Annotated in this window: 22 protein-coding genes and 2 pseudogenes; 15 read left to right on the forward strand and 9 right to left on the reverse strand. The window is 70.8% G+C overall.

Annotation, left to right across the window (positions count from 1 at the left end):
- Window positions 1–103: 103 nt before the first annotated feature.
- The 8 genes from FXF65_RS30100 (at window position 104) to FXF65_RS30140 (ending at window position 7,519) form a co-directional block, all read left to right on the forward strand.
- On the forward strand, window positions 104–1,591 hold the full coding sequence (locus FXF65_RS30100) for a LysM peptidoglycan-binding domain-containing protein (protein WP_148353406.1): 1,488 nt from the start codon (window positions 104–106) through the stop codon (window positions 1,589–1,591).
- A complete protein-coding gene (locus tag FXF65_RS30105; protein WP_148353407.1) occupies window positions 1,588–2,706 on the forward strand; it encodes a hypothetical protein in 1,119 nt (372 codons plus the stop codon). Before FXF65_RS30100 ends, FXF65_RS30105 begins: the two co-directional genes overlap by 4 nt.
- Before the next feature lie 82 nt (window positions 2,707–2,788).
- The gene (locus tag FXF65_RS30110; protein ID WP_148353408.1) at window positions 2,789–3,124 is read left to right on the forward strand and encodes a WXG100 family type VII secretion target; all 336 of its coding nucleotides are present in this window, start codon (window positions 2,789–2,791) and stop codon (window positions 3,122–3,124) included.
- A gap of 57 nt (window positions 3,125–3,181) precedes the next feature.
- Window positions 3,182–3,499: a WXG100 family type VII secretion target gene (locus tag FXF65_RS30115; RefSeq protein WP_148353409.1), complete on the forward strand. Its 318-nt coding sequence runs from the start codon at window positions 3,182–3,184 to the stop codon at window positions 3,497–3,499.
- Between the two features lie 131 nt (window positions 3,500–3,630).
- Entirely contained in the window at window positions 3,631–4,002 is a 372-nt protein-coding gene (locus FXF65_RS30120) for a hypothetical protein (RefSeq protein ID WP_148353410.1), read from the forward strand.
- Window positions 4,003–4,052: 50 nt separating this feature from the next.
- Window positions 4,053–5,552, forward strand: a complete 1,500-nt coding sequence (locus FXF65_RS30125) for a hypothetical protein (RefSeq protein ID WP_148353411.1) — start codon at window positions 4,053–4,055, stop codon at window positions 5,550–5,552.
- A gap of 28 nt (window positions 5,553–5,580) precedes the next feature.
- Complete coding sequence (locus FXF65_RS44020; RefSeq protein ID WP_187412554.1) at window positions 5,581–7,008, forward strand: WXG100 family type VII secretion target; 1,428 nt, start codon at window positions 5,581–5,583, stop codon at window positions 7,006–7,008.
- Window positions 7,009–7,024: 16 nt separating this feature from the next.
- Window positions 7,025–7,519: a YbaB/EbfC family nucleoid-associated protein gene (locus FXF65_RS30140; protein WP_187412555.1), complete on the forward strand. Its 495-nt coding sequence runs from the start codon at window positions 7,025–7,027 to the stop codon at window positions 7,517–7,519.
- A gap of 37 nt (window positions 7,520–7,556) precedes the next feature.
- Here FXF65_RS30140 and FXF65_RS30145 read toward each other — a convergent pair whose 3' ends face one another.
- The 3 genes from FXF65_RS30145 to FXF65_RS30155 form a co-directional block, all read right to left on the reverse strand.
- A complete protein-coding gene (locus tag FXF65_RS30145; protein WP_148353413.1) occupies window positions 7,557–9,350 on the reverse strand; it encodes a type VII secretion protein EccE in 1,794 nt (597 codons plus the stop codon).
- A gap of 63 nt (window positions 9,351–9,413) precedes the next feature.
- Window positions 9,414–11,150, reverse strand: coding sequence for an HlyD family secretion protein (locus tag FXF65_RS30150; RefSeq protein WP_148353414.1), 1,737 nt, complete (start codon window positions 11,148–11,150; stop codon window positions 9,414–9,416).
- Window positions 11,140–11,454, reverse strand: coding sequence for a hypothetical protein (locus FXF65_RS30155; RefSeq protein ID WP_148353415.1), 315 nt, complete (start codon window positions 11,452–11,454; stop codon window positions 11,140–11,142). The genes FXF65_RS30150 and FXF65_RS30155 overlap by 11 nt, the downstream gene beginning before the upstream one ends.
- A 476-nt stretch (window positions 11,455–11,930) precedes the next feature.
- On the opposite strand from FXF65_RS30155, the gene FXF65_RS30160 reads away from it, so the two are divergent.
- Together FXF65_RS30160 and FXF65_RS30165 are read left to right on the forward strand one after the other, a co-directional pair.
- Window positions 11,931–12,497 carry a sigma-70 family RNA polymerase sigma factor gene (locus FXF65_RS30160; protein WP_281288964.1) on the forward strand — a complete coding sequence of 189 codons (567 nt, stop codon included), beginning with the start codon at window positions 11,931–11,933 and terminating at the stop codon, window positions 12,495–12,497.
- A gap of 119 nt (window positions 12,498–12,616) precedes the next feature.
- Window positions 12,617–13,081 (forward strand): Lrp/AsnC family transcriptional regulator, encoded by a 465-nt coding sequence (locus tag FXF65_RS30165; protein WP_148353416.1) that lies wholly within the window; start codon window positions 12,617–12,619, stop codon window positions 13,079–13,081.
- A gap of 121 nt (window positions 13,082–13,202) precedes the next feature.
- Here FXF65_RS30165 and FXF65_RS30170 read toward each other — a convergent pair.
- Together FXF65_RS30170 and FXF65_RS30175 are read right to left on the reverse strand one after the other, a co-directional pair.
- Window positions 13,203–13,301, reverse strand: a pseudogene (locus FXF65_RS30170) (acyl-CoA dehydrogenase family protein); the annotation flags it as partial.
- Between the two features lie 165 nt (window positions 13,302–13,466).
- A complete protein-coding gene (locus tag FXF65_RS30175) occupies window positions 13,467–15,125 on the reverse strand; it encodes a zinc finger domain-containing protein (protein ID WP_148353417.1) in 1,659 nt (552 codons plus the stop codon).
- A 669-nt stretch (window positions 15,126–15,794) separates the two neighbouring features.
- Here FXF65_RS30175 and FXF65_RS30180 point away from each other — a divergent pair.
- On the forward strand, window positions 15,795–16,184 hold the full coding sequence (locus FXF65_RS30180) for a hypothetical protein (RefSeq protein ID WP_148353418.1): 390 nt from the start codon (window positions 15,795–15,797) through the stop codon (window positions 16,182–16,184).
- Between the two features lie 352 nt (window positions 16,185–16,536).
- Here the strand turns inward: FXF65_RS30180 and FXF65_RS30185 are convergent, their stop codons facing one another.
- Window positions 16,537–17,085 carry a molybdopterin-binding protein gene (locus tag FXF65_RS30185; protein WP_148353419.1) on the reverse strand — a complete coding sequence of 183 codons (549 nt, stop codon included), beginning with the start codon at window positions 17,083–17,085 and terminating at the stop codon, window positions 16,537–16,539.
- Between the two features lie 149 nt (window positions 17,086–17,234).
- Here FXF65_RS30185 and FXF65_RS30190 point away from each other — a divergent pair, with 149 nt between their 5' ends.
- Together FXF65_RS30190 and modA are read left to right on the forward strand one after the other, a co-directional pair.
- Window positions 17,235–17,633 carry a TOBE domain-containing protein gene (locus FXF65_RS30190; RefSeq protein ID WP_148353420.1) on the forward strand — a complete coding sequence of 133 codons (399 nt, stop codon included), beginning with the start codon at window positions 17,235–17,237 and terminating at the stop codon, window positions 17,631–17,633.
- A gap of 49 nt (window positions 17,634–17,682) precedes the next feature.
- Window positions 17,683–18,582 carry a molybdate ABC transporter substrate-binding protein gene (gene modA / locus FXF65_RS30195; RefSeq protein WP_246199204.1) on the forward strand — a complete coding sequence of 300 codons (900 nt, stop codon included), beginning with the start codon at window positions 17,683–17,685 and terminating at the stop codon, window positions 18,580–18,582.
- A 716-nt stretch (window positions 18,583–19,298) separates the two neighbouring features.
- Here modA and FXF65_RS30200 read toward each other — a convergent pair.
- Window positions 19,299–21,365 (reverse strand): ATP-binding protein, encoded by a 2,067-nt coding sequence (locus FXF65_RS30200; protein WP_148353421.1) that lies wholly within the window; start codon window positions 21,363–21,365, stop codon window positions 19,299–19,301.
- Between the two features lie 26 nt (window positions 21,366–21,391).
- Window positions 21,392–22,393, reverse strand: a complete 1,002-nt coding sequence (locus FXF65_RS30205) for a CaiB/BaiF CoA transferase family protein (protein ID WP_148353422.1) — start codon at window positions 22,391–22,393, stop codon at window positions 21,392–21,394.
- 161 nt (window positions 22,394–22,554) lie between these two features.
- On the opposite strand from FXF65_RS30205, the pseudogene FXF65_RS30210 reads away from it, so the two are divergent.
- Window positions 22,555–22,773, forward strand: a pseudogene (locus FXF65_RS30210) (ABC transporter permease); the annotation flags it as partial.
- A gap of 23 nt (window positions 22,774–22,796) precedes the next feature.
- Here FXF65_RS30210 and FXF65_RS44835 read toward each other — a convergent pair.
- Window positions 22,797–23,063 (reverse strand): helix-turn-helix domain-containing protein, encoded by a 267-nt coding sequence (locus FXF65_RS44835; RefSeq protein ID WP_222868778.1) that lies wholly within the window; start codon window positions 23,061–23,063, stop codon window positions 22,797–22,799.
- A 233-nt stretch (window positions 23,064–23,296) separates the two neighbouring features.
- On the opposite strand from FXF65_RS44835, the gene FXF65_RS30220 reads away from it, so the two are divergent.
- Window positions 23,297–23,578, forward strand: coding sequence for a hypothetical protein (locus FXF65_RS30220; protein ID WP_222868779.1), 282 nt, complete (start codon window positions 23,297–23,299; stop codon window positions 23,576–23,578).
- The last annotated feature ends 193 nt before the right edge of the window (window positions 23,579–23,771 follow it).

Genomic DNA, 23,771 nt, shown 5'->3' on the forward strand with positions numbered 1-23,771 from the left:
CGGCGGCAGGCCGATCCGCCGTGAACCCAAGTACGAGCAGTAGTGACGACCACGCCATTTCATGGCGGCAAGGGGATGCTGGGAAATGTTGAAAAGGTTGGCGATGAAGTCCGTATTACTCGTCCTCGGTTTCGCCGGGGGGCTCGCTCTCGCCCCCTTGCAGGCCGCCGGGCCGGTTCCCGTCCACGCGGTCCTGGCGGCGGCCGCGGACGTGAAGTACTACGTGGTGGCCCGGCCGCGGGACGGGAGACCGGAGTTCCTGTACGACATCGCTCGGCGGACGCTGCGCGACGGTGCCCGCGCCGAGGAGATCTTCGAGCTGAACAAGGGCCGGCCGCAGCCGGGCGGCGGACGCCTGACCAGCCCGGAGACCATCGAGCCCGGCTGGGTTCTGGTCCTGCCCGCCGACGCGGCCGGGCCGGGCGTGCGCACGGGCGAACCGTCCGCGTCCGGCGTGCCCGCCGCGCCGCCCGGGGCCGAGGCCGCTCGGGCCGACGGTCCGCTCTGCTCGCTGCCGGTCGTCCCGGCGCTGGCGGCGGGCGCCGGGACGTTCATCGGGGTCGTCCTCCTGATGGGCGGGATCACCTCGGTGCGCGCCAAGCGGCGGATCACCGGCGGCGCACGGCGGCGTCGCGCCGAAGAGCACGAGACCGCCGCCGCCCGCGAGGCCGTCGACACCGGCTTCTGGGGCCGGGACGACGAGGCGGACGACTCCGGACGCCGCCTGTTCCGCCGGCGCCGGACCGAGCCCCCGGACGACGCCTGGCCCCAGCAGAACGACGCATGGCCCCAGGAGAATGACGCCTGGCACCGGGAGAACGACGCCTGGCACCGGGCGAACGCGTCGGGATTCTGGCCGCCGGAGGGGGAGAACATCCGGCGCCCGGAGTCGCCGGAGCTCTGGGCCCTGCCCCGTGCCGCCGCCCGGCCGCGCCCGGGCCGCGACGGACACGACGGCCCGCCGCCGCGCTCAGACCCCTTCGGCCGGCCCGACCCGGCCCCGCCCGCCGCGCCGCCGGCGGCGGAGTTGACGATGCCCGACCTTCCCCCGCTGGTCGAGTACGAGGTGGGCTTCGGCGACGACCTGGTGGCGCTCGCCGTCAGCGGACACGCCAAGGCGACGTTCTGGCGGCCGCTGCCGCACGACGTGCCGGACGGTCTGGCCGTGGTCTGCCTCGGGGCCGCGTCCAGGGGCTGCCTGTTCCTCGACCTCGGCGCCGTCTCGGGCACCGTCGGGATCAAGGGGCCCGCCGACGCCGTGGCCCGCCTCGCCGAGGCGCTGGTCCACCAGTTGTCCACCGATGCCGGGCATGCCTCCGTCGCGCTGGTCGGCGAGGTCCTGGCGGAGATGCCGGACGGCCCGAGGGTGAGCCGGGTCCGGGCGCTGAGCGCCCTCGCCCCCGGCGGCGGGCGCGGCCCGGTCGTCGCCGTGATGTCGGCGGAGAGCGCCGCCGAGCCCGACCCGCCCGGCGGGCCGTGGATCGTCCGGTTGCGGCTCGGCGGAGCGGGGGCGTCCTGCCTGATGACCGTGACCCCGAACCGCGTCCCGCGCGCGCGGTCGGCCCCGGACCCGCAGGAGACGCGGGCATGAGCGGCGGAACCGGGCTTCCGAAGGGGGAGAGCGGAGCGGACGAGGCGCGGTCGGAGGCATGCCACGAGATGCTGCTGCGGCTGGCCGCCAGGGCCCCGGTCCCGTTGGTCGCGCGGGCCCGGAGCCTGGCGGCCCGGGGGCGCCCGGGGGAGATGGCGCGGGCCGTCACGCTCGCGGCCCTGCAGCAGCGGATCCCGCTGACGTTCGAGGACGTCGAGGTGCTGGCCGAGCTGCTGGAGGAGGCCGGGGCGGACCCGGCGATCCTGGCGCAGGCCGAGCAGGGCGGCGACCGGGCCGCCCTGCCCTATCTCTTCGACGCGAGGGCCGGAGGGCCACCGGACGGGGACGGGGGGCGGGATCCGGACCCGGCGGCCGTGCGGTGGGCCGCCGCGGAACCGGGCGTGATCGGCCTGTGGCGGGCGTGGCGGGTCCCGGCCGACGGCGCGCCGTGGCCGCCGCCGCGCCGCGTGTACGTCGCGGAGACGACCGCCGCCGATCCGGTGGCGGCCACGGGGAGCCTGCAGGACGCGCTGGCGGCCGCGGGCGAGCGCGAGCCGTCGGCCGAGGTGTACCGGACCGGCCGCGAGTTGCCCCTCTACCAGCGGCTGGCCCGCGGCCACGGCGAGCTGATCTGGGCGGCCGACGACGCTCCGGTCCAGGTCGCGGGCACCTTCGGCGAGATCGATCCGGAGACCGGCCCCCGCTACCGGGACGGCCACGCCCGGATCCACGACGCGGTGGAGCGCGACCGGCTGCTGGCCTATCTGCGTTCCGCGGCACCACTGATGATCACCAAGGCGCGGCTGGACGACGTCGTGGACACCGCCCGGAGAGCCGTGGTGCCGATGAGCTTCCGCACCGACGGCCACTGGATCTGGACCGACGCCGTCGCCTATTACCTGGCGGAGCACAGGCTGTCACCCGACCCCGGGCTGCTCGCCCACATTCGCAACCGGAACTACGCGCCGCCGGTGCCCGACGGCGTCCGCATGCACCGGGCCCTCCAAGAGCTCCTGGAACCGGTAGGGACGCCGGGTCCGTCCCGGAGCGCTCGGGAGCCCGCCGCCCACGAGCCCACTGGGTCCGCCCGTCCGGAAACGCGGCGGAACCCGTGAACCCGCCCCTGGAAGACCGCGTAGCTACGGGCGCAGACACCTTCGACCGGCCTGGAGAAGGCCAGAACAGAGGCGGTGAGACATGGCGGCAGGCGACCTGAAGATCACCGACAGCGCCGCGATGGGAGATGCGGCGAACAAGATCGACCAGCACATCGACGTGCTGGCGGCGATCCGCAAGGACATGCTCCGCACGCTTGAGGACCTCGGGGCCAGCTTCGAGTCCGGGGCGGCCAACAAGCACCTGGGCGCGATGTTCGCCTGGGACGCCAAGTACCACCGGATCATCGAGGCGCTGATCGCCGTGAAGATCACGATGGGCGGCAACAAGGACGCCAACGACCAGCGGGAGCTGGACAACAGCACCCATGCCGACGCCGCGGCCGCCGAGGTCGAGGCGCTCCGCCTGCCGGTCTGACCGGCGGGCCCCCAGTCGACGAACGGCCGGTGAGCCCGGCCGGGAAGGAGAACGATCATGCCACCCGCTGACGGACGGATGCGGATGCAGCGCGTGATGATGGACGACATCACCACGAGGATGGACAACGCCGCCACCCAGATCCAGCAGACGCTCACCAACATGGACCGGGATATCAAGCTGCTCCTGGGCGACGAGAACTGGCAGGGCACGGAGCGGCAGGAGTACGACACCCAGCAGCTCATCTGGAACCAGTCCGCCGCGCAGATGCACGGCGCCGCCGTCACCGGCGGCGCCACCCTGCAGAGGATGGTGGAGAACGTGGACGTGACCGAGGCCGTCAACAGGAAGGCCTGGCAGAACGTCTACGGCTGACCGGCGGCCCGGGGCCGAGCGCGAGCCGCACCAGGCCGGGCAGGCCGGCGCGGCTCGCCGACAGGGGCCGGCGCGGGTGGCGAACGGCGCCCGCGCCGGCCTTTCGCCGCACGTCCCGCGAAGGGGGAGTCATGGCAGCGAAGGACAAGGAGATCCAGGTCACGCCGCAGGCGCTGCGCAATTTCGCGAAGATGCTGCGCGACCAGATCCCGTCGATCGAGGACGCCCAGAACAGGATCAACCAGGTCGACGTCACGGCCGGGAACTTCAAGGACGCCAACCTGCTGCGCGACCTGATCGGCTGGGGGCAGCAGGGACGGGCCGACCAGTACTCCGCGCACCTGGCGAGCCTGAAACTGGCCGTCGAGCGGTTCGCGACCGAACTGGACGACATGGCCAAGAAATACGACACCACCGAGGCGCTCAACACCGACCTCGCCGCAAAGGTCGGGGAACTCATCGGGAAGATCGAGCCCCTGCTGCCCGCCGGTCCGGCCGGCTGAGGCCGCGCGCACCGTTCTCCCGCCCGCCCCCTGATTCCGAGAGGGTTGCCATGCCTGATGACAAGGACATTTCGCCGGACGACGACAAGTACGACGGCTGGGACTGGCGCAAGATCAAAATGGCGATCACCGGCTCGGTGAACACCGATTTCCAGACCGCGCAGAACTCGCTCGGCGGCACGTCCAATCCGTCGACGCTCGTCACCGCGGGAGGCCATTTCGACGCGGCCTACACCGCGCTGGACTCCACCTGGCAGAACATGAAGGCCGGGACCGACTCGCTGGTCGGCTTCGACGACCCGCTGTGGAAGGGCGAGGCCGCCACGGCGTTCAAGGGCCTGGCGCTGAAGACCATGGCCTCGGTGAAGGCGCACGCGGATCCGCTGACCGGGCCTCCGTCCTACAAGACGACGCTGGACGACGCGGCCGGCTATCTCACCTGGGCGATCAATACGGTCAACGGACAGGACGCCGAGATGGCGAGGCGCGTCATCGAACGCTGGACGGACGAGCACACGTACACGATCGGCCAGTCGAACGTCACCGACCTGAGCGGGCCGAAACCGTGGCACGACCAGAACGGGACGACGATCGTCCACATCTCCCATTATCCGGAGATGGACAACGAGCTGTCCGTGCAGATGCGGAAAACGATAAACGAGCTCGCGCAGAACTACCGAAAGTCGCGCAACGGAATGCCGGCGCCCGCGGCGCCGCTCCCGCCCGGACCGGGGCCCGGCGGCGGGCTCCCGGACCCCGACAAGGACAAGGACGCCGACAAATACAAGGACGACCTCGACAAGTTCAAGAACAAGGCCAAGAAGGACCTGGACGACCTGAAGAACGAGCAGAAGGACGCGGCCGACGAGTTCGACAAGGCGCAGCAGGAGGCGAAGGAGAAGGCGGCGCTGGACGCCGAGAAGGCCGCCGAGCAGGCCAAGAAGAACCTGCCTGGCCAGGCGTTGCTCGGCGCCCCGGGAAACCCGGGAGCCGATCAGTCGGCGGCTCGGGAGGCGGCCCGGAGGCAGGCCGCGGAGGCGGCCAGGCGCGCCGCCGACGAGGCCGAGCGGAACCTGCCGGGCGTCGGAGCGATCCCGAACCCGGTGGGCCCGAACCTGGTAGGCCCGGGACCGTTCGGGCCCGTCGGCCGGGTGCCGGGCGGCCCGAGGACCGGGAACCTGAGGGGGCCCGGTGGCAGGTCGCTCACGGTTCCGGGGATCAGGTCGCCCAGACTGTCCGATGCTCGGTTGCTGAACAACCTGAAGAAGCTCGGCGTCGCCCCGCCCAACCTGAGCAGGCTCACGTCCGGTGGGCCGCCGCCGGGGTCGGCCGGTCCGCGGGGTGCCAAGCCGGGGGAGGCCGCGTTCGGGGCGAAGGGCCCCGGCGGCCGGACCCGGACGGGCGGCCCCGCGCCCATGGGCGGCGGCATGGGCGCGCCGGGCGGTGCGGGCGGCGGCGAGCAGAACCGCGAGCGCACGACCTGGCTGACCGAGGACGAGGAGATCTGGGGCGCCGAGTCCGAGGCCGGGGCCGGCGTCCTCGGCCGCTGACCGCGCGCCGGACCCGAGGAGGCGGACGATGGCGCCACCGTTCGACGGCGGAGTCTACGCGGACTGGACCTGGCAGCAGGTGCAGGCGGCAGTCCTGGCCGGGACGCCGAAGACGTTCGAGGACGCCGGGAAGCACTTCGCCTATGCCAAGGAGAAGCTCGACGACGTCGCCGCCGCCGGAAAGAAAGGCACCGAGGACCTGACCGGGCCCGGCGGCACCTGGGCGGGACCGGCCTCAGCCGCGTTCACCGGACTGATGAACGAGGTGCTCACCATCGTCGTGGGGCATGCCGACGTGCTCGGCGGGCCGCCGTCCTACCAGAGCGTGCTCGACACCGCCGGTGATGACCTGACCGACGCGCGGACGGCCGTGAAGGAGGCGATGACCCAGGCCGCGCAGGACACCATCGACCGCTACAACGACGACGTGACGGCCTACAACACGGCGGCGACGGCGTACAACTCGGGCAACGGCCCCCCGCCCGGCGACATCGGCCCGGCTCCCTACGTCGAGAACGGCGGCGCCGGGCTCACCGTCGACGTGAGCCGGTATCCGGAGATCGAGGCGGCGCTCGACAAGGAGATGCGGAAGATCATCACCACGCTCGCCGATGCCTACGCCACGGCGGGCGGCCGCCTGACCGACCCCGGCGACGCCCCGCCGCCGAGTCCCGCGGACCTTCCGGGCCCGGCACTGAAGACCGACGTGGACGGCGCGGACGTCGCTCCGCCGGTCGTCCCTCCGCCGGTCGTGCCCCCGCCGGTGGTCCCTCCGCCGGTGGCGCCTCCGCCGGTCGTCCCGGGGACCGCGGCCCCGCCCGCGGTCACCGCCCCGCGGGCGCCCGGGGTGGGCGGCCTGAGCCTGGTCACCGAACCCGGGGCGCTCGACGCCGTCCCGCGGGACGCGGCCGACGCCCCGAAGCTGGTGCCGCTCGATCCCGCCGTGGCCGCTCCGCCGCCGATAACCGCCGGTCTCCAGATCCGTCCGGGGGCCGGGTTCGACGGCGTGCTCGGCGACCGGCCCTACACCGGCCCGAGGGCCGGTGCACGGCCCGGCGGCGTCGCCGCGCCGCCGGGCAGCGCTCCGTCCGGAACGCTCGGCGCGCCGCCCCCTGTCGGTTCGGCCGACCTCGTGCCTCCCGCCGGACTGCTCACCACGGGTCCCTTCCCCCCGGTGGGCGGAACGGCGAACCGGCCGCCGCAGCCCGCCCTGCCCTCAGCGCCGGGTGCGCCGCGGGCTCCGGTGCCGCCGCCGATGCCGCTGGGGGGTGGCTACGGCCTGATGTCGGCCGGTCCCGACGGCACGGGCCGCCGCACGACCGAGGGCGGGCCGATGCCCTTGTCCGGCGAACCGTACGGCGGTGCCGACGACGAACGGGAACGCAGGAACGAGTACGTCGACCGCGACGACGATGCCTGGGGCTCCGCGCCGGGCGCACCGACCCTGGGACGTTGAAGAGGAGAGGACCACCGTGTCATCGGAGAGAGACGGCGGCGCCCGGCGCCGTGCGGTGGAGCCCGGCATCGGGGACCTGCCCGACGTGATCGAGGCCCTGCCCGACATGATCGAGGAGTTCGTCGAGGACTTCGGCAGACGCCGCGGCGAGCTGCGGGAACTGCGGGAGGAGATCAAGAAGGCCCGGACGACGGTGAGCGCGGACCGACGCGTCCTCACCGTCACCGTCGGCCCGCTGGGCGAACTGGTGTCGCTGAGGTTCAACGACGAGAACTACCGCGACCTCGCGCCCACCGACCTGGCCGACCTCATCGTCCGGACCGTCGAGAGGGCGCGTGAGAAGGCCATGGGGAAGATGAGCGAGACGCTGTCCCCCGCACTGCCGCGCGGGTTGGACTGGGACGCGGTCATGAACGGCAGGCTCGACCTGGCCGACATCCTTCCGGAGAACCCTTTCGAGTCCCTCGACCTCGCCGCGTTCCTCGACCGGGACGAGCGCAACGGCCAATAGGCCGCGGCGTCGCCGGGCCGACGCCGCGGCGGGGATCTCAGTGGCCGAGCAGGCGGCGCTCGTCCTGCGTCGGCGAGAGGTCGACGACCCGCACCGTCCCGCGGCGGACCAGCGCGACGGCCTGCGGCGGCAGCATCCGCAGGTCGTCGGCCATCCGCCGGGGCAGCCGGAACGTCCGGCACAGCGCGTCCACGGCCGCCGCCGCGGGCCGGTGGACGACCGTGGCGTCGTGCGCGCCGAGCGGGCCCGCGCCGCCCTCGGCGAGGATCTCGATGGACGTGCACCAGGCGCCGGGCGGCTCGTGCGCCGGCGCTCCCCCGCTGACCAGCAGCCACGGCAGCGGGCACGTCCCCTCCACCGGAGCGGGATCGTCCGGGGGCGCCATCCGGAGCCGGGCCGCGGCGCTCCCGGCGGCACGGGCGACCCGTGCCCAGGCGGCCTCGTCGCCGCCGGCGATCCCGACCGCGGCCCCCGAGCGCAGCGCGCGCAGGACGAGCACCCCGGCCAGCCGTGCGTCCGCGAGCAGCGCGATACGGGTGGGCGCCTCGCGGAAGGCCGGGAGGAGCACGGGTGCCCCCGTCCCGTCGCGGCCGAGCGGGAGGCCGCCGCCGACCATGCGGACGGCCGTGGCGGGCCCGGTCCCGGCCCGGTGGGCGTGCCGCCACGTCACCCGGCCGTCGATCGCACGGGCGAGCGGCAGCGTGGCGAGCATTCCCCGATGGTGCTCGCCGGTCAGCGGGACGAGCCGGGCGCCATGGGAGCGCGCGAGCCTTCGCGCCGCCCTCCGGGCGGCCTCGGCGCGGCCGTGCCCGGCCGAGGTGATCACGCGGACGAGCGCGGTGGCCGTGACCGTCCCGTCCGGCGCCGGGGCCAGCGTGACGGAGAGGACGGTCCCGTGCGCCGGGAGCCCCGCCAGCCCGTCCTGCAACGCGGACAGCCCGGTGCGCGGCCACGTCCGCACCCACAGCACGGTGTGCCGGTGGCGCCCGGCCGACCAGTACCGCCAGCCCTGGTGCGCCGGCCGCTCGGCGGACGGGTCCACCGCCGCGTCGGCCAGCAGCGCCGCGCGCGCCTGCCCGGCATCCATGATCCGCGCCTCCAGGCCCGCCGCGGCGAGCATCTCCACGACGCGGCGGGCGCGCAGCCGCAGCGTGCGCTGGAAGGACGGCACCCGCAACGCCTCGCTGCCCGGACCGGCGGTCCGCGGATCGACGCGCAGCGCGATCCGCACCAGCTCGGAGCGGGGCCGTCCGCCGAGGCCGCCGTGCACCGCGTGCACCAGGACCTGCACGGCGCTCAGGGTGATCTCGTCGCCGTGCAGGACGGACGCCAGCGCGCCCGGGAGCAGATCGGCGGGCCCGATCGCGTCGGCGCCGCACGCTACGGAGATCACGACCGTCCAGGCGCCGCCGTCCTCGATCACACCGATCTTCGACCGAGCGGGCCCGGCCTGGGGGATGCGCAGTTCGGGCAGCAGCGTTCCGCGCAGCGCGGCGAGTCCGGCGTCCGGCGCGGCGTGCGGCGCGAGCGTCGCCCGCACCGGACGGCGGCGCCTGAGCAGCGCCGTCGCGAGCCATTGGTACCCCCAGCGGTGCCCCGCCCGCGTGAGCGTCGCGCCGAGGACCGCGCCGCCGGTCGCGACGAGCGCGGCGCCGGCGGCGCCGGGGCGGTCCAGGCCGTGGGCGACGGCGAGGACGGCGGGCGGCCACGCGGCGATCTGCACCGCGCGCAAGCCGAGCAGCGTGCCGCGGACGGGCAGCGGCCGGGGCACGGCGTCCGCCGTGCGGGCGGCGCCGGGCGGTCCTGTCCTGTGCGCGAGGGGCGCGGCCATCGGATCCTCCACTCCTTGGGGCTGCACGTGCTACGCGCGAGACGAGGTCGGGGTTCAGGCGGCTCACTTGTCGGACGGGTCGATCAGCGGCTCGACATAGCCGTTCCTGATGGTCACGTCGAGGCCCTTGGTCCCGATCTTCCAGAACTGCTCCTCCAGACCGACCTTCGGGTAGTAGACATTGGCGCCGAAGCCGTTGAACACCCCGCGCCCGCCCGCGAACGCGCCCGAGAGCAGCGCCTTCTTCCAGATGAGATTGGGGTCGCCGCCGTGCTGGCCGAAGTCGATCGCGTTCTTGACGGTGTCGTTGACGAAGGACTTCATGAAGTCCTTCGTCCCGTCGTAGATCAGCCATTCCTGCCAGGGCTTCGGGGAGGAGAACCCCTTCAACGGCTGCGCGCCGAAGCCGGCGAGGTTCGTCGGCTCCCACGCGTTCGGTCTCAGCACGCGCCGGCCGCCGGCGATGACCTCCTCGTAGCCGGTGGGCACCCCCTCGTTCCACATGTTGTGGCGCCAGTGCTCCTGGAAACGGCGGACGGGGGACACCTGGCGGAGGGCGTCCCGGGCGTTGTCCAGGTTCTCGACGATGCCCTCCCCCCGGCGCGCCTGGCCGAGCGCGGCGTCCGCCGTGTCGACCCCGGTACGGGCGCGGGCCAGGGCCGTGTCGGCGTTCACCAGCCGCTGCGCGGAATCGTAGCCCGCCTCCTGGGGCATCCAGCCGCGCCGGACGAACTCGTCGATCCGGTCGAAGGCCGCCTCGGCCTGGTCGAACTCCAGCTGGGCGTCGCGCCGCGCGGCGACGGCCTGGCGCTGGGCCCGCCGCGCGTTCCCCGCCTGGCCCAGCGCCCGCCGCGCCGCGACCGGGTCGAGCAGGCCGGCGGCCCGGGCGGCGGCCTCGGCCCGCGCCGCCCGCTGCCGGGCCGCCGCGGCCGCCGGCAGCGGCACGACGGGCCCGCCGTCGGGCCGCGGCCGCGGTCGCGGCCCGATCTTCTTCAACTCGGTCTTGACCTGGTCGCTGAAGGTCTTGAACTCCGGCAGGCCGTCCGTTCCCCGCCTGATGTTGCCGCCCCCGTCGACGACCTTCTTGACGCCGCTGCCCTCGAGCCCGCCGAACAGCCCGCCCCCGGCGAAGGAGACGGCCGCGCTGGTGAAGACCTTCGCCGGATCGATCGGCTCGTTGAGGATCTTGGACGAGGTGACGTTGGTGACGATGTCGGTCACGAAGTCGCGGGAGCCGTCCACCAGGGGACGGCCCCAGTTGATGCTGAACCGCTCCGTGCGCCAGGTCTGCTTGGCCAGCCGCTCCAGCCACAGCCGCGCCCGCGTCATGAACCGCGCCAGGGCGCGCAGCACCGACACGAGGATCTGCACGGCCCGTCCCGCCGTCTCGGCGAGCAGCGTCAGCTCGGCCATCGCGGCGGCGGCCAGGTGGGGGAGCACCGACGCGAGAGCCATGAAGCCGATCGATATCGCGATCTGGATGCCCAACTCCCGCAGGATCCGCAGGACCATGTCGTGTCCCGCGGCGGTATGGCCCTGTGCGTTCCCGACGCTCTGCGCGACCGCGGCCGTGCCCTGGAGGTTGTTCGCCAGGTTCAGCGTGTGCTGCTGGAAGCCCGCCGCGGACGGCGCCTGCCAGTGCGGCGTCGCCGACCCGGCCGACACCTGGCCGGCCTGCTCGGTGAAGTGGTCGCCGAGCGTCAGCCAGTGGCCGGCCTGCTCCCGCTGGGCGGCCGGGTCCCCGCCGGGATGCCTCACCCCCACGGCCGCCAGTGCCCGCGCCGTGGCGTCAGACGGCATTGGCCAGGACGGTCGCGGTCCGCATCCGGTCCTCCTCGGCTTCGTCGTACCGCCGCGCCGTGCGCGCCGCCTCGGCGCCGGACTCCGCCAGCAGATCCCCCGTGTCCCGCAGGTGGTCGTGCATGCCCCAGACCAGGGCTTGATGCTCGCGCTCGGCCTCCGCGCCGGCGTCGGTCTCGCCGTAGGCGGCGGCGGTCCCGGCGGTGAGCCGCGCGGCCTGTTCGTGCAGTGTCGCCGCGCTCCCGTGCAGCGACGCCGACAGCGCTCCGAACCCCGCCGGATCGACGGACAGGTTCCCAGCCATGACGCGGTCTCCTTCGCTGTGCCGTCCGGCGGACCGTCTGCTGCCGCGCCGGACTTCGACAAACGTTTCCAGTGACAATTATCGTACGCTCGCCGCCGCGTAATGGACGTCCAGTCGCCAGGCTTGTGAAAACACGCAACAGATCGCTCCCGATATGCAACGTCGAGCCGCGGCGATCGGGTGAGCCGCTGCATATCATGGGTCCCGTGGCGCGCCGCCCCGACGTCCCCTCCGGTGCGCCGCCTTCCCGTGACCCCGCAGGCGGGAAGGCAGGCGAGGGCCGACGCCGATAATGGCGTCGGCCCTCGCCGGTGTCGCTTCGGTCCGTTCCAGGTACTCTTTTCAAGTAATTCCTGAAACCTTGAACCGTTCCTTCGACATTGCTCGTACGGGTGGTCGGCACGAGATTATCGGTCGGCTCCGGGCGTGCCGCGGTCGAATGCAGGACCCGGTGCCGCGATATCAATGGAGGAACGGTGACGGCGGTAGCCTGCCCGATTCAGGAAAACCCATACGAGCGCGACGCGGCACGGGACGAGCAACTGATCAGGGGCATTCACGACGAGTACGGCAGGATGCTGCTCGCCTACGCGACACGCCTGACCGGGGACCGGGCCGCGGCCGAGGACCTGGTACAGGAGACGCTGATCCGAGCGTGGAAGCACGTCCATATCGTGGCCACCGCCACCATCCCGCTCACGGGCTGGCTGCTGACGATCCTGCGCAACCTGGCGTTCGACCGGGCCCGACGGCAGGCGACCCGGCCGCTGGAAGTGCCCGAACTGCCCGAGGCCGGCTCCGCCGGCGGCGCCGCCGCCGGCGGCGACCACTCCGATCGGGTCGTCGATTCCATCGTGGTCGTCGAGGCGCTGAAATCCCTGCCCGAGCTGCACAGCAGCATGCTCATCGAGGTCTACTACCGGAACCGCTCGGTCGCGGAGGTGGCGAAGCAGTTCCAGATCCCTCAGGGCACGGTCAAGTCACGAACCCACTACGCCCTACGCGCGTTGCGCAATGCTCTGGCTACCCACGGCGAAGAATAAGCCGGGCAGTGTTTTTTGGGTGACCGTTTCGGCCTGCTCTCCCGGTCCCCTGGGAAATGTCGGCGGCGTTGATCCCCAGGAGGCTTCTCGGACGTGCTCCCGTATAAGAATGCAGAGTCATGGAGGAACCGGCCGTGCATGCAGAACGGGACGACATCGACGAAAAAGTCATCGCCCGCCTGGTGGATGACGCCAGAACGACGTATGCCGACATAGGAGACGAGCTCGGGCTTTCCGCGCCGGCCGTGAAACGCCGGGTGGACAGGCTGCGCGAAGTGGGCGTCATCCGAGGTTTCACCGCCGTCGTGGACCTCGACGTCCTCGGTTGGCGGACGGAGGTGTTCGTCGAAATCTACTGCGCGGGAAAGATCTCCTCGGACGATATTCTCAGCACTTTGGAGAGGCATCCGGAGATCGCCGACCTCTGCACGGTCGTGGGCGAGCCCGACGCGATCGTTCGATTGCTCGCCGCCGACACTCGGCATCTGGAAGCAGCCCTGGAACGGATTCGGAGTGAACCTCTCGTGCTACGGACCCGCAGCATCGTCGTCCTTTCCCGGCTGCTGGAACGCCCGCGAGCGTAGGCCCGTCGAGCGTCTCCGCCGCCGGGGGACGGTCGGCGCGCGAGAAAAGCGCTCGGCACGGTGCGGTCAGTGCCGAGCGCCATGGGGCTACTGGGGTCATGCTGCGCACCGCGCGCAGGGGTCAGGCGGGCGGGAGGCCGAGGGCTCGGGCGATCAGCATTCGCTGGACCTCGGACGTTCCCTCGCCGACTTCGAGGATCTTCGCGTCCCGGTATAGCTTGACGGCCCCCTGCGCCCGAAGGCCGCCCGTCAGATGGAAGCTGACCTGCGAGGATCAACGATCCACTGATGGCAGGCTCAAGTCGATGGACGACCGCTGATGAGGATCTCGGCTGCCGTCTCCCCGATTGGGAGACGTTCGGGAGACAGCCGCCAGCGTTCCCGTTCACGCGGCGAGCAATAGATCGTTCAAGGCCGGTACGAGGGAGGCCGGCGACAGCGCGCGCCGCTGTTCCAGGGTCTGTTCCCACAGCGCTTGGAACCGCTCACGGAGCTGCTGGCGCATGAATGGGGAGACGTGGGCGTAGGTTCCCCCGATGCCTGGCAGCGCGTGGCCGAGGCGGTCATGGGTGAGGACCTTGGAGGTGCCCACGTCGTCCAGCCAGACCCGCTGGGAGTGCCGGAACCCATGGGGCGTCAAGTCCGCGGCGATCGGCAGCCACGACGCGAGTTCCAACTGCTGGACGTGCCCCGCAGCGGCGGCGGCGGCACGGCGAGGCCGGTGCCGCTCAGCGCTCCCATGGGGCCAGATGCAGGGTTCGCCTGCCAGAGCGCCGCACCGAGGACAGTCGACCGCGCGGTCATCCACGATGGGAAGGTCGTAGCGAGGAATACCCTGCACTCTCGGTGGCGACCAGTCGGGCCCGGTGGCGGCAGGCCACGCGGGCCGCAGGGGGCGGCCGGGCCAACCCGGGACCATGTTGACCAGGACCGGCCGGGCCTGGGCGCCTCTAGCCCGGCCAGGCCGCCGTCGGCGGGCGGGATGCACTCCTGCAGCGGCGGGCAACCAGGGGAAGTCGGCATATCCGCGGTGGCCATGATGTCCTCCGCGAGGATTGAGGAACAGGAAGTCTTCGCCCCCACAGGGGCAGCCGCAGGGACCAGTTGAGCCTTTGATCACATGCCGCGCGAACAGTTCCATCAGGAATGGTGGTAGATCCACGGCACCGAAATAGTGCGGGTTATCGTTGCGGTAGGACCCCTCTTTCGGCGCGCGGAGCCCCACCGGTTTGGCCCTGTAGTCGAGCTGTGTTTCTACGGCCAACGTGTCGCCGCGGAGATGGTGGCGCTGCAAGCCCATGAGTTCGCCCCATCGCAACCCGCACCAAGCGCACACCGTCCACATGACGAAGTCGTCGTCCCGCCCGGTCAGCACCGCGCATCGTTCGGCGATCAGCAGCGCTTGAAGCGGAGTCACCCATGGCCGTGGTTTCTCGGCGTCTTTGGCGCGCTGATCCACCATCTTGCCTCGTCGGCGGCGCCGGGCCGCGGCGTTGACGTCGAGCAGTCCTCCTTCGCAGGCGTCCCCGAGGATGGTGGACAACAGATTCCGAGCGTTATCCACCGTGCTACGGGCATACCGGCGACGGAGCCCGATGGCCCACGCTTCGATCTCTTCTCGCTCGAAGATCGCGTTGATGGGCAGGTCGCCGAATGTTGGGAGAATCCGCAGCCGCAGGTGCTGTTCGTATCTCTCGAGACTGCGGGCCTCGATGTCCTGCGCGGGAAACCATTTGGTTTCGATCCATGTCCGGAGGGTGATCTCCCCGGCGAAGGGGTTCCTTTCTCCACGGGCTCGGCGCCGCCCGGCCAGAAGGCGTTTCCACTGATCCAGGGTGACGCCTTCGACGGGTGGACCCTCCCACCGGGAGACGAGTTGCCGGATTTGGGCCTCCTTGTCGTTGGCGGCGTTGTAGGCCGCGATCCGGGTGGTGAACGGGTCCCCGTTCTCATCTGCGGACACGGTGCCCCATTGGGGGACGACGCCTGGGGGGTTGCGGTAGCGGCCACGGAAATATCGCCCGCGTTTCTCGACGTAGGCCATTGCGGATGACCGGACGCCTACCTCGATACGGTGGGCACCCGGTTTCTCCTTCCTATCTGAGGGGTCCTAATAGCCAGCGGGGAACATTTCGATCCTCAATAGAGGGATGAGACGGACCTTCAGGCGACGGCTCCTATCCGAAGATCCATGCGGGCAACCGGATTGGGTCCCTGCATGCGGGACTCCTCCGCCCATCGGCTCATGGACAGGGAGAAGCGACGGCGCCGCCCGACATCATGACGGGCATGTCTCGCGACGTCCTGCACCATCGCTACCTCGCTCCCAGCCAGGGATCTCGTCCCCTGCTGTGGGTGGGCCCGGTACCGACGCGGAGACAGGCGACTGGCACACCGATCACGATCGGGGCCTGCTGCCGAGTGCCTCTCCGTACGTGCAGTGTGCTGCGCCAATTGCCTCTCCCTGATGCGCCTGGTGGATGGGCGCCGCTCATCATGCAGGAGGAATGATCGCCACGGGCCGTGCCGTTGCACCGACTTTGATGTCACTCCTCTGGGCTGGGTCGCCATCGCCTGCGATCCCGTCCCATCCACAGGGCCGCCGTCGAACAGGCATTCGACTATTTGTACCATGTCTACCGTTCTGTGACACGGTGCCTGGCGAACGAGGAGGCCGCGGGGAATGCCGCAGACGGCTACGGGGAGGGACGGCGTGCTCATCAGGGATGTCAAGCGGGCCGCAGCCGCTGCGGTTTTGGCCGTCATGGCCGCTCTCGCGCTCTCCGCCTGCGGTGGAAGCGACCTGGACGGCGCGTACTACGACAGGAACGGCAAAATCATCATCGACGGAAGCAGCGTCACTTACCACACGTTCGGGTGCCAAAGCACAGGGAAGAGCGCCGTCGTCATCAACGACAAGGCGAAGAGGACCGGCGAGCTCAACGACGCGGGTGACCAGGTGATCTGGTCGGGTGGAGGCGGCACCGAGGCGATCACCGTCAGCGAGAGCGGCGACACCGTCGACATAGGCGGCAAGCAGTACTCCGCAATGGACGAAAAAGAAGCCATGGACGGGTACAAGCGCATGTGCGGTCAGAATTGAAAGGCAACACCTGCGAGGTCATCCTAGACGAGACGGGCTAAGGCATACTGCGGATCTCGCAAGAGTAAGGCCACCGTCTTGGGGCGGCATCGTCACCTGGCTCCTCGATCTGCTCGCTCACCACCTCTAGCTCTCCGGCTATGTCCTGCGGGTGGCCAGCCGCGGCAGCGTGTCGGGGTTCCCGGTGTCGGTGGCCTGCCGGTAGAGCTGCTCAGCCTCCTCGAGGTCACTGGTCTCTGCTCGCAGTTGGACCAATCCAGTAGCGCGAATGGCTGCCAGGCGCTGGCGGCCTGCCAGTAGAGCCGCTCGCCTTCCTGATGGTCTCCGGTCCGCTGCTGCGGTCGTGCTGGGCTTATCGGCGGGTAGGGGGTCGGGTGGGTATGGCTGGTCCGACCCAGATTGTGGTGATCTGGGATACGTATCGGCCGCCGGCTGCGTCGCCGGGGACGACCAGTTGTGGGCCTTGGGTGTCCAGGTGGTGGTGGTCGACGCTGGTGGCCAGTAGCACGGTGGTGTCGCCGTACTGGGGATCGATTTCGGCCCAGGACAGCACGGCGAGGTGTCCGTCGCGGCCGGTCACGGTGACCAGGAACCGGACTCGGTCCTTGCGGACGGCGGGGTCGAATCGTGGTCGGGCGGCCAGGAGCACGCCCAGCAGGGGTGTGCCGGTGTACTCGTGGCGTTGTGCGCCGAGTCTGCCGCATAAGAATTTCGCGGGCATGGTGTGCTGGGGCATCGCTCGCAGATCGGCCACGGTCAGCGGCGTCGCACGTTCCAGTTCTCCGGTGAGCCGGACCTGCGCGCTCGCTTGCGGGGGGTTGTGTGTGCGATGTGAGTTGGCCGCCATGGTGCCGTGTGGGGTGGTCGGGTGGGGGAGTGGGGCTGAACCTGGTTTGTCCATGGGCGCTCCTTGGGGCACGTGCCAGGTGGGACGACGGCGCGGCCCACTCCCTTGCAAGGATTTCGCATCTGAGGACGGTTGGAAACTATTGCCTGGCAGTTGCATGGCCATACTGGCGCAGAAGGTAGATTCTGCGGGAAGAGGGTGCTGTGGTGGTGTACCGGATCAACGAGGTGAGTGCGGTGCTGGGCGTCAGTTCCGATACCGTGCGCCGCTGGATCGACGCCGGGCGGCTGCCCGCGCATCGGGACCAGGCGGGGCGGCGGGTGGTCGAGGGGGCCGATCTGGCCGCGTTCGCCCGCGCTCAGCACGGGTCGGGGCAGCGTGAGAACTCCACGTCCTCGGCGCGCAACCGGTTGCGCGGCATCGTGACCGAGGTCGTGCGGGACGGGGTGATGGCCCAGGTGGAGATCACCACCGGTCCTTTCCGGCTGGTGTCGCTGATGAGCCGGGAGGCCGCCGACCAGCTCGGTCTGCAGGTCGGTGTGCTCGCCGAGGCCGTGGTCAAGTCCACCAACGTCGTCGTCGAACGCCCGGCCCCCACCTGATCTGGCATCCGCCCCCTGCCGGGCCCATCCCCCTGTTCGAGGAGTTGCTGTGCTGCTCAAGCTCAAGCGCCTGACCACCCACCTCACCGCCCCCAAGAGCACCCGCCCGAGAGGCCACCAGGCCACCGGCCCGGTAACGGCGGTGTCCACCCGGCCGTCCACCTGGCGGTCCACGCGGCTGACAGTCGGGGCGGCTGGGCTGGCTCTGTTCGCGGCGGCCGTTACCGGCTGCGGCGACACCGGTGACAAGGGCGCGGGAGGTTCGGGTGGAGGCGGGAAGACGGTGACGGTGTTCGCGGCGGCGTCGCTGACCGAGTCGTTCACCGCGCTCGGCAAGGCTTTCGAGGGTTCGCATCCGGGGGTGAGGGTCCGGTTCAACTTCGGCGACAGTTCCGCCCTTGCGCAGCAGATCACCCAGGGCGCTCCGGCCGATGTGTTCGCTGCGGCCAGCCCGGCCACGATGAAGACCGTCACCGACGCCCGCCTGACCGACGGGCAACCGCAGACCTTCGTGCGCAACCGGCTCCAGATCGCCACTCCCGCCGACAACCCCGCCAAGGTCACCGGCATCAAGGACCTGGCCGGGCCCAAGGTCAAGGTGGTGCTGTGCGCCCAGCAGGTCCCCTGCGGCGCCGCCGCCACCAAGGCCCTGGCCGCCGCCGGGGTGAAGGTCAAGCCGGTGTCGCTGGAACAGGACGTCAAAGGCGCCCTGAACAAGGTCACCCTCGGTGAGGCAGATGCCGCGCTGGTCTACCGCACCGACGTCAAGGCAGCCGGCGCCAAGGTGCACGGGATCGACTTCCCCGAGGCCGCCAAGGCCATCAACGACTACCCCATCGCCACCCTGGGCAAAGCACCCCAGCCCGCCCTGGCCAAGGAATTCCTTCAACTCGTGCTCTCGGCACAGGGCAAGACGACCCTGACCGCGGCCGGGTTCGAGAGCCCCTAAACCCGACCTCTGACTTCGGGTCCCGCCGCAGGGAACGCCCCGGCGGCGGCCCTCCCTCTCACGCGCAAGGCCGCGTGTACTGCGGACGAGCGCACGCTCCGACGCCACCCCGGTCGAGTTGAACACAGCCCCGCCGCTGAGGTGCCGGGGCTGACCTCTGGCGGCAGATTCTCCTAGACACAACCCGCTACGTCCACGAGGGATCTATGGGCGGACGGCCGGGGCCAAGAACTGGTGATCTGAATCGTCATAGCGCTGCGGGCCCTCGCTCGCTACTCCCAAGAGCAGCTGAGTGAGGCAGCGCCGTGCTGCTTCTCCGCCGCCAAGACCTGGCAGTCACCCGGCCCACCGAACGAGGCGCAGAGCGCGACGCTCTGCATCACGCGACATGATGGGCTTCATAGACGCGGTGGTGTTCTCGAGCGACTGTGACCCCGGGCCTCGCCACCTGGATGCGCCATGCGGGCCGCTGGTCATGGAGAATGCCTGATCCCCTCCTCATCACCGACTCCTCCACGGCGTCGCCGCCGAGCACCGAATGCCTGTCCGGTTCTTGATCGCCACACGCTCACCCATCGTGGAGCGGATACGCGCCGCACGCCGCAGTCAGGACGGGGTCGCTGCCATCGCGGGGGACGCTGCAGTGCGCCGGTGGTGCCCGGAGGCGCTCAGCGAGACCGGGGGACACCTACCTTGCGGTTCTCCGTGCCGCAAGCCTAGGGCCAGGTGGCGTGCAGGCCGGTCGTGAAGAGCGTGTTCAGAGCGTCCTTGCCGATGGCATCGGCGATGGACCTCTCGCATTCCTGGCGTGCCACGGCCAGTTGAGGGACAGTGAAACGGTCACGGCCGCCGTCGTGGCTCCACAGCCGGGTGCTGGTGCCGAGCAGCACCGCGGCGCGTTCGGGGGCACCCTGGGCATGGTTCGCGATCGCGACGACCTCAAGGCTCAGCGCCATGTTCGAGGCGTCGTTGAGCTGTCGGCTCCCGTCGAAGGCCACTCCGGCGTGTTCTGCCGCGGCGGCGTGGTCTTTGGTGAACAGGGCGATGAGCGCATGGATGTAGTGGCCCCAGCAACGGAACTTCAGTTCGCCGCGTCGTGTGCCGTCCTCCCTGAGATCGTCGGCGAGTTCGGTGGCTGCCGGGTAGTCGCCCATGGCGACCCGGGCGAATGCCAGGGCGGCCTTCGACAGCATCCAGACCGCTTCCTGGACGGAGTCCTCCCAAGCCGCCGAAACCAGGTGGACGAGTCGCTCCAGGGCCTGTTCGGGCTTGCCGCCCATGGCCCAGTCGGTGGCCTCGATGTAGTCGGCGGCCCGGACCGCGGTCGGATCGGGCGCGGCGGAACGGCACTCGGCGATGCACATCTGGATGCCGTCCAGATCGCCCTGGAAGTTCATCACGCAGCCCAGGGCCCAGGCCGCCCGGACGCGCAGCGGGCCCGGGACGGTGTGATGGTTCAGCGCCCGTTCCAGGAATTCGCGGCCCTCGCGCTCGAAGTCGCAGGAGATCCAGAAGAACCACAGCGCGCCGGCGAGTTCCAGCGCGCTCGGCCCCGGCTCGTCCAGGCAGGTCCGCATCGCCTTCCTGACCTCGGCGAACTCATCTGCCAGCAGCTGATACCACCCGACCTGCCCCTGACGGGTCCACTCGGGGAAGGCTCGGCGGGCGATGGCGAGGTACCGGTCGCGATGCCGCGCGCGCAGATCGTCGTCCTCGCCGAGTTCGGCGAGCCAGAACGCGCCGTATTCGCGCAGCGCGTCCAGTAACCGGTAGGAGTCGCCGCGCAGGATCAGGACCGATTGGTCGACCAGCCGCTCCAGCACGTCGTCCAGGTTGGTGAGCGGGCCGCCTCCACAGACTTCCTCGGCGGCCTTCCGGGTGAAGGGGCCGGCGAACACCGACGCGCGCGCCCACAGCAGCCGTTCGGCCGGGGTGCACAGCTCATGGCTCCAGCCGATCGCCGTCCACAGGCCGCCGTGCGCGGCGAGCGCCGTGCGAGGTGACATCGCCTCGATCACCACCTCCGACATCGTCTCGGCCTTCGCCTCGGGTGGAACAGCGCGGGGATCGGGCCGGTCGGCGAGGTCTTCGACCGTCCGGTGGAGGAGTTGGGCAGCGGCCAACTCCAGGGCCAAGGGCAGCCCGTCCAGACGGTCGCACAGGGCGCCGACCGCTTCGGCGTTGTCCTGCGTCACCGTAAATTCCGGGACGCATTGCCGGGCCCGCTCGGCGAACAGCCGCACCGAGTCGCCTCCCGTCCTGCCGCCCTGCTCGGCCGGGGTCGGCATCGGCTCCAGTTCGAAGATCACCTCGTCGGCGATGAAGAGCGGTTCGCGGCTGGTGGCCAGGATGCGGGTCTGCGGTGACGCCGCCAGTAACTCGCGGGCGACGAAAGCGCAGCCTTCCAGCAGGTGTTCGCAGGTGTCCAGGATGATGAGGCAACTGCGGCCCGCCAGATGCGCGGCGAGGAGGTCGATCATCGGCCGCGCGGTCTGGTCGCGCACCTTCATCTCCAGCGCGACGGCATTGGGGACATTGGCCGGATCGGACAGTTGGGACAGCGGGATCAGCCACACTCCGTCCGGAAACCGGCCCGCCAGGTCCTCCCCGGTGCGAAGCGCGGTCCGGGTCTTGCCGACGCCGGCGACCCCGGTCACCGTGACCAGGCGGTGCTCCGACAGGAGCCGTCCGATCTCCAGCAGATCGAGAGTTCGCCCGACGAACGTCGGAAGTCCGCGGGGAAGGTTCCCCGGGGGATCGTTGGGCGAAACTTCCATGACCATTTCGACTCCCTTGTGTGATCAGATTGCTACGGATTGTACAAAGGAGTGGTTGTGGAGACCCATAGCTCTCGCATAGTCGGCCGCTGACCTGGTGCGCTGAACTGTGGGTCCGCGACGATGTCGGCCGCCGTGTGGACCGGTGCCACCACCACGTTCGCGCGCAGCAACGCCGCGGTGGCGTGCTCAGCGGTGTGCTCGGCGACCCACTGCCCGACGATCTCATCGATCTCGTCCTGATGCCTGCCCCGCGCGCGGTGGTCGGTGAACCGCTGGTCGTCCGCCAACTTCGGCATGTCCATCGCGGCGCAGAGTCTGCGGAACACGCTGTCCTGGTTGGCGGCCACGATCAGCCACCGGTCGTCGGCGGTGCGGAAGATGTTGGACGGTGCGATCCCCTCGAGCCTGGTGCCCGAGGGGCGGCGCACCCGGCCGAGCCTGTCGTACTCGCCGATGACCGACTCGGTGAGCGCGAGGCACGCCTCGGTCAAGGCGACGTCCACGACCTGCCCGGCGCCGGTCTCGCCCCGGCCGAGGAGGGCGGCCAGGATTCCCTGTACCGCGAACATGCCGGCCAGGGAGTCGCCCAGCGAGATGCCCATGCGCGGGGGCGCCTCCCCGGGATGACCGTTGATCGCGCGGAGTCCGCCCATCGCCTCCGCCGCCGACGCGTACCCGGGGCGCTCCCGGTAGGGACCGGTCTGGCCGTATCCGGAGATGCGGGCCAGGACCAGTCCCGGGTTGTGCTCGCTGAGCCGGTCGTAGCCCAGGTTCCACCGTTCGAGCGTCCCCGGACGGAAGTTCTCGATGACGACGTCGGCGGACTTCACGACCTGAAGCAGCAGGTCGCGGCCTTCCGGCGAGCGCAGGTCCAGGGTGACGCAGCGTTTGTTGCGCGCGTGCACCGTCCACCACAGCCGATGCCCGCGGTAGGACCCCTGGCCGTGATAGATCCAGGTGGCCAGCCTGGCCAGCGGGGAACCGTGAAGACGGCGTAGTAGGCGAATGTGACCGGCACACCGATCAGGCATACCCAGCGGAACCAGCGTGCGACCGCCATTCCCAGGTCCTGAACAACGACTGTGAGGCTAACTTGTCACTCAGATGTTCTGCCGCCTTCGAAGCGGCACCTGGTGAGTGGGCCGGAGGAAAGATCAGTACCGAGACGTGTCCTGGAGATGCCTTTACCCTTCTCCCGTTTCTCGGCAGCGGATTCGTTCCCACGGACTCGATGCCGACCGTCCTGCGCTGGTTCGCCGAATACCAGCCGTTCACGCCCATCATGCAGACCGTCCGGGGCCTTCTGCTCGGAAGCCCCATCGGCAACAACGCCGTCATCGCCATCGCGTGGTGCGCGGGAATCGGCGTCGTCTCCTACCTCTGGGCCAAGCACACCTACAACAAAGCGTGACCGTGAACCGGCCGGAAGGGCCGTCAGACCACCCGGTCTGGCGGCCCTTGGCCGTTTCGGGTGCGGAACGCGCGCCGGTAGTCGGTGGGCGTGACGCCTACATGCCGGGTGAAATGGCGGCGCAGGTTCGCGGCGGAGCCGAGGCCGCTCTGCCCGCTGATCTGGTCGATCGGCAGGTCGGTGGATTCCAGCAGGAGGCGGACGCGCCCAAGCCGCTGGTCGAGCAGCCACCGCGACGGGCTCGTCCCGGCATGGGCCGCGAAGCGGCGGGCGAACGTCGGCGAATTCATCTGGGCTTGCCGGACGAACCAGCTCCGACTCCACGTGCTCCATCGGCAGCGCCGGGACGACCACCATCTCGGCCTCCGCCAGCGCGTCGAACCCGTGCTCGGCAGGCACGCCGAACCCGAACTCGAACCCCACGTCGCCGGGCTCGGCCGCGCAGAGCCGCAGCTCATACCACCCGACCCCGCCCTTGGGCCCGGTCAGCTCGCTGCGGTCCACACCGAACACCTGGCAGGCGATGCCGACCTCGTACAGCGGCATCCCGTCCAGCAGCGCGAGGGCGACCGTGGCCATGGACGCCTCCCGCGGCGGAAGTGGCCGAAAACGTGCGGATATCGATCGGGAGTTCGTGGAGTCGCAGGAAGCCGTCGGGATGCGCGTTATCGGGCAGTTCCACGACGAGGACGACCCGAACCGCTACGTGTGGCTGCGCGGTTTCCGCGACATGGAGGCGCGGAAGGCGGCGCTCACCGACGCTGCGGGATCAACGCGACGGTCAACACCGACAACCGGCTCATGAGCCGGACCAGACTGAGCCAGGAGACGGCGCTGCTTGCTACCGCGCTCGGCGCCGGGCCTGACCAGATCCGCGACTTCCACGTGCGGGCTGCGGAGGCGACCTCCCGCCCCCGCCGAACGTCGGCGGCTGGCAGTCCCGATCTCTCGTTTCGGCGACGGAAACGACGCGCTCTCGACTTAGGGGCGTATTCCTT

The sequence above is a fragment of the Actinomadura syzygii genome (genome assembly GCF_008085905.1).
In the GTDB taxonomy this organism is placed as follows: domain Bacteria; phylum Actinomycetota; class Actinomycetes; order Streptosporangiales; family Streptosporangiaceae; genus Spirillospora; species Spirillospora syzygii.

What these genes read in the sequence shown, in the direction of transcription:
- FXF65_RS30205 (WP_148353422.1), bottom strand. Translation starts at nt 22,393, where the DNA reads ATGCCTGATCGGTGTGCCGGTCACATTCGCCTACTACGCCGTCTTCAC.
- FXF65_RS44020 (WP_187412554.1), top strand. Translation starts at nt 5,581, where the DNA reads ATGGCGCCACCGTTCGACGGCGGAGTCTACGCGGACTGGACCTGGCAG.
- FXF65_RS30120 (WP_148353410.1), top strand. Translation starts at nt 3,631, where the DNA reads ATGGCAGCGAAGGACAAGGAGATCCAGGTCACGCCGCAGGCGCTGCGC.
- FXF65_RS30165 (WP_148353416.1), top strand. Translation starts at nt 12,617, where the DNA reads ATGGAGGAACCGGCCGTGCATGCAGAACGGGACGACATCGACGAAAAA.
- FXF65_RS30110 (WP_148353408.1), top strand. Translation starts at nt 2,789, where the DNA reads ATGGCGGCAGGCGACCTGAAGATCACCGACAGCGCCGCGATGGGAGAT.
- FXF65_RS30220 (WP_222868779.1), top strand. Translation starts at nt 23,297, where the DNA reads ATGCCGACCTCGTACAGCGGCATCCCGTCCAGCAGCGCGAGGGCGACC.
- FXF65_RS30105 (WP_148353407.1), top strand. Translation starts at nt 1,588, where the DNA reads ATGAGCGGCGGAACCGGGCTTCCGAAGGGGGAGAGCGGAGCGGACGAG.
- FXF65_RS30100 (WP_148353406.1), top strand. Translation starts at nt 104, where the DNA reads ATGAAGTCCGTATTACTCGTCCTCGGTTTCGCCGGGGGGCTCGCTCTC.
- FXF65_RS30200 (WP_148353421.1), bottom strand. Translation starts at nt 21,365, where the DNA reads ATGGTCATGGAAGTTTCGCCCAACGATCCCCCGGGGAACCTTCCCCGC.
- FXF65_RS30150 (WP_148353414.1), bottom strand. Translation starts at nt 11,150, where the DNA reads ATGCCGTCTGACGCCACGGCGCGGGCACTGGCGGCCGTGGGGGTGAGG.
- FXF65_RS44835 (WP_222868778.1), bottom strand. Translation starts at nt 23,063, where the DNA reads ATGAATTCGCCGACGTTCGCCCGCCGCTTCGCGGCCCATGCCGGGACG.
- FXF65_RS30185 (WP_148353419.1), bottom strand. Translation starts at nt 17,085, where the DNA reads ATGGACAAACCAGGTTCAGCCCCACTCCCCCACCCGACCACCCCACAC.
- FXF65_RS30155 (WP_148353415.1), bottom strand. Translation starts at nt 11,454, where the DNA reads ATGGCTGGGAACCTGTCCGTCGATCCGGCGGGGTTCGGAGCGCTGTCG.
- FXF65_RS30145 (WP_148353413.1), bottom strand. Translation starts at nt 9,350, where the DNA reads ATGGCCGCGCCCCTCGCGCACAGGACAGGACCGCCCGGCGCCGCCCGC.
- FXF65_RS30125 (WP_148353411.1), top strand. Translation starts at nt 4,053, where the DNA reads ATGCCTGATGACAAGGACATTTCGCCGGACGACGACAAGTACGACGGC.
- FXF65_RS30175 (WP_148353417.1), bottom strand. Translation starts at nt 15,125, where the DNA reads ATGGCCTACGTCGAGAAACGCGGGCGATATTTCCGTGGCCGCTACCGC.
- FXF65_RS30115 (WP_148353409.1), top strand. Translation starts at nt 3,182, where the DNA reads ATGCCACCCGCTGACGGACGGATGCGGATGCAGCGCGTGATGATGGAC.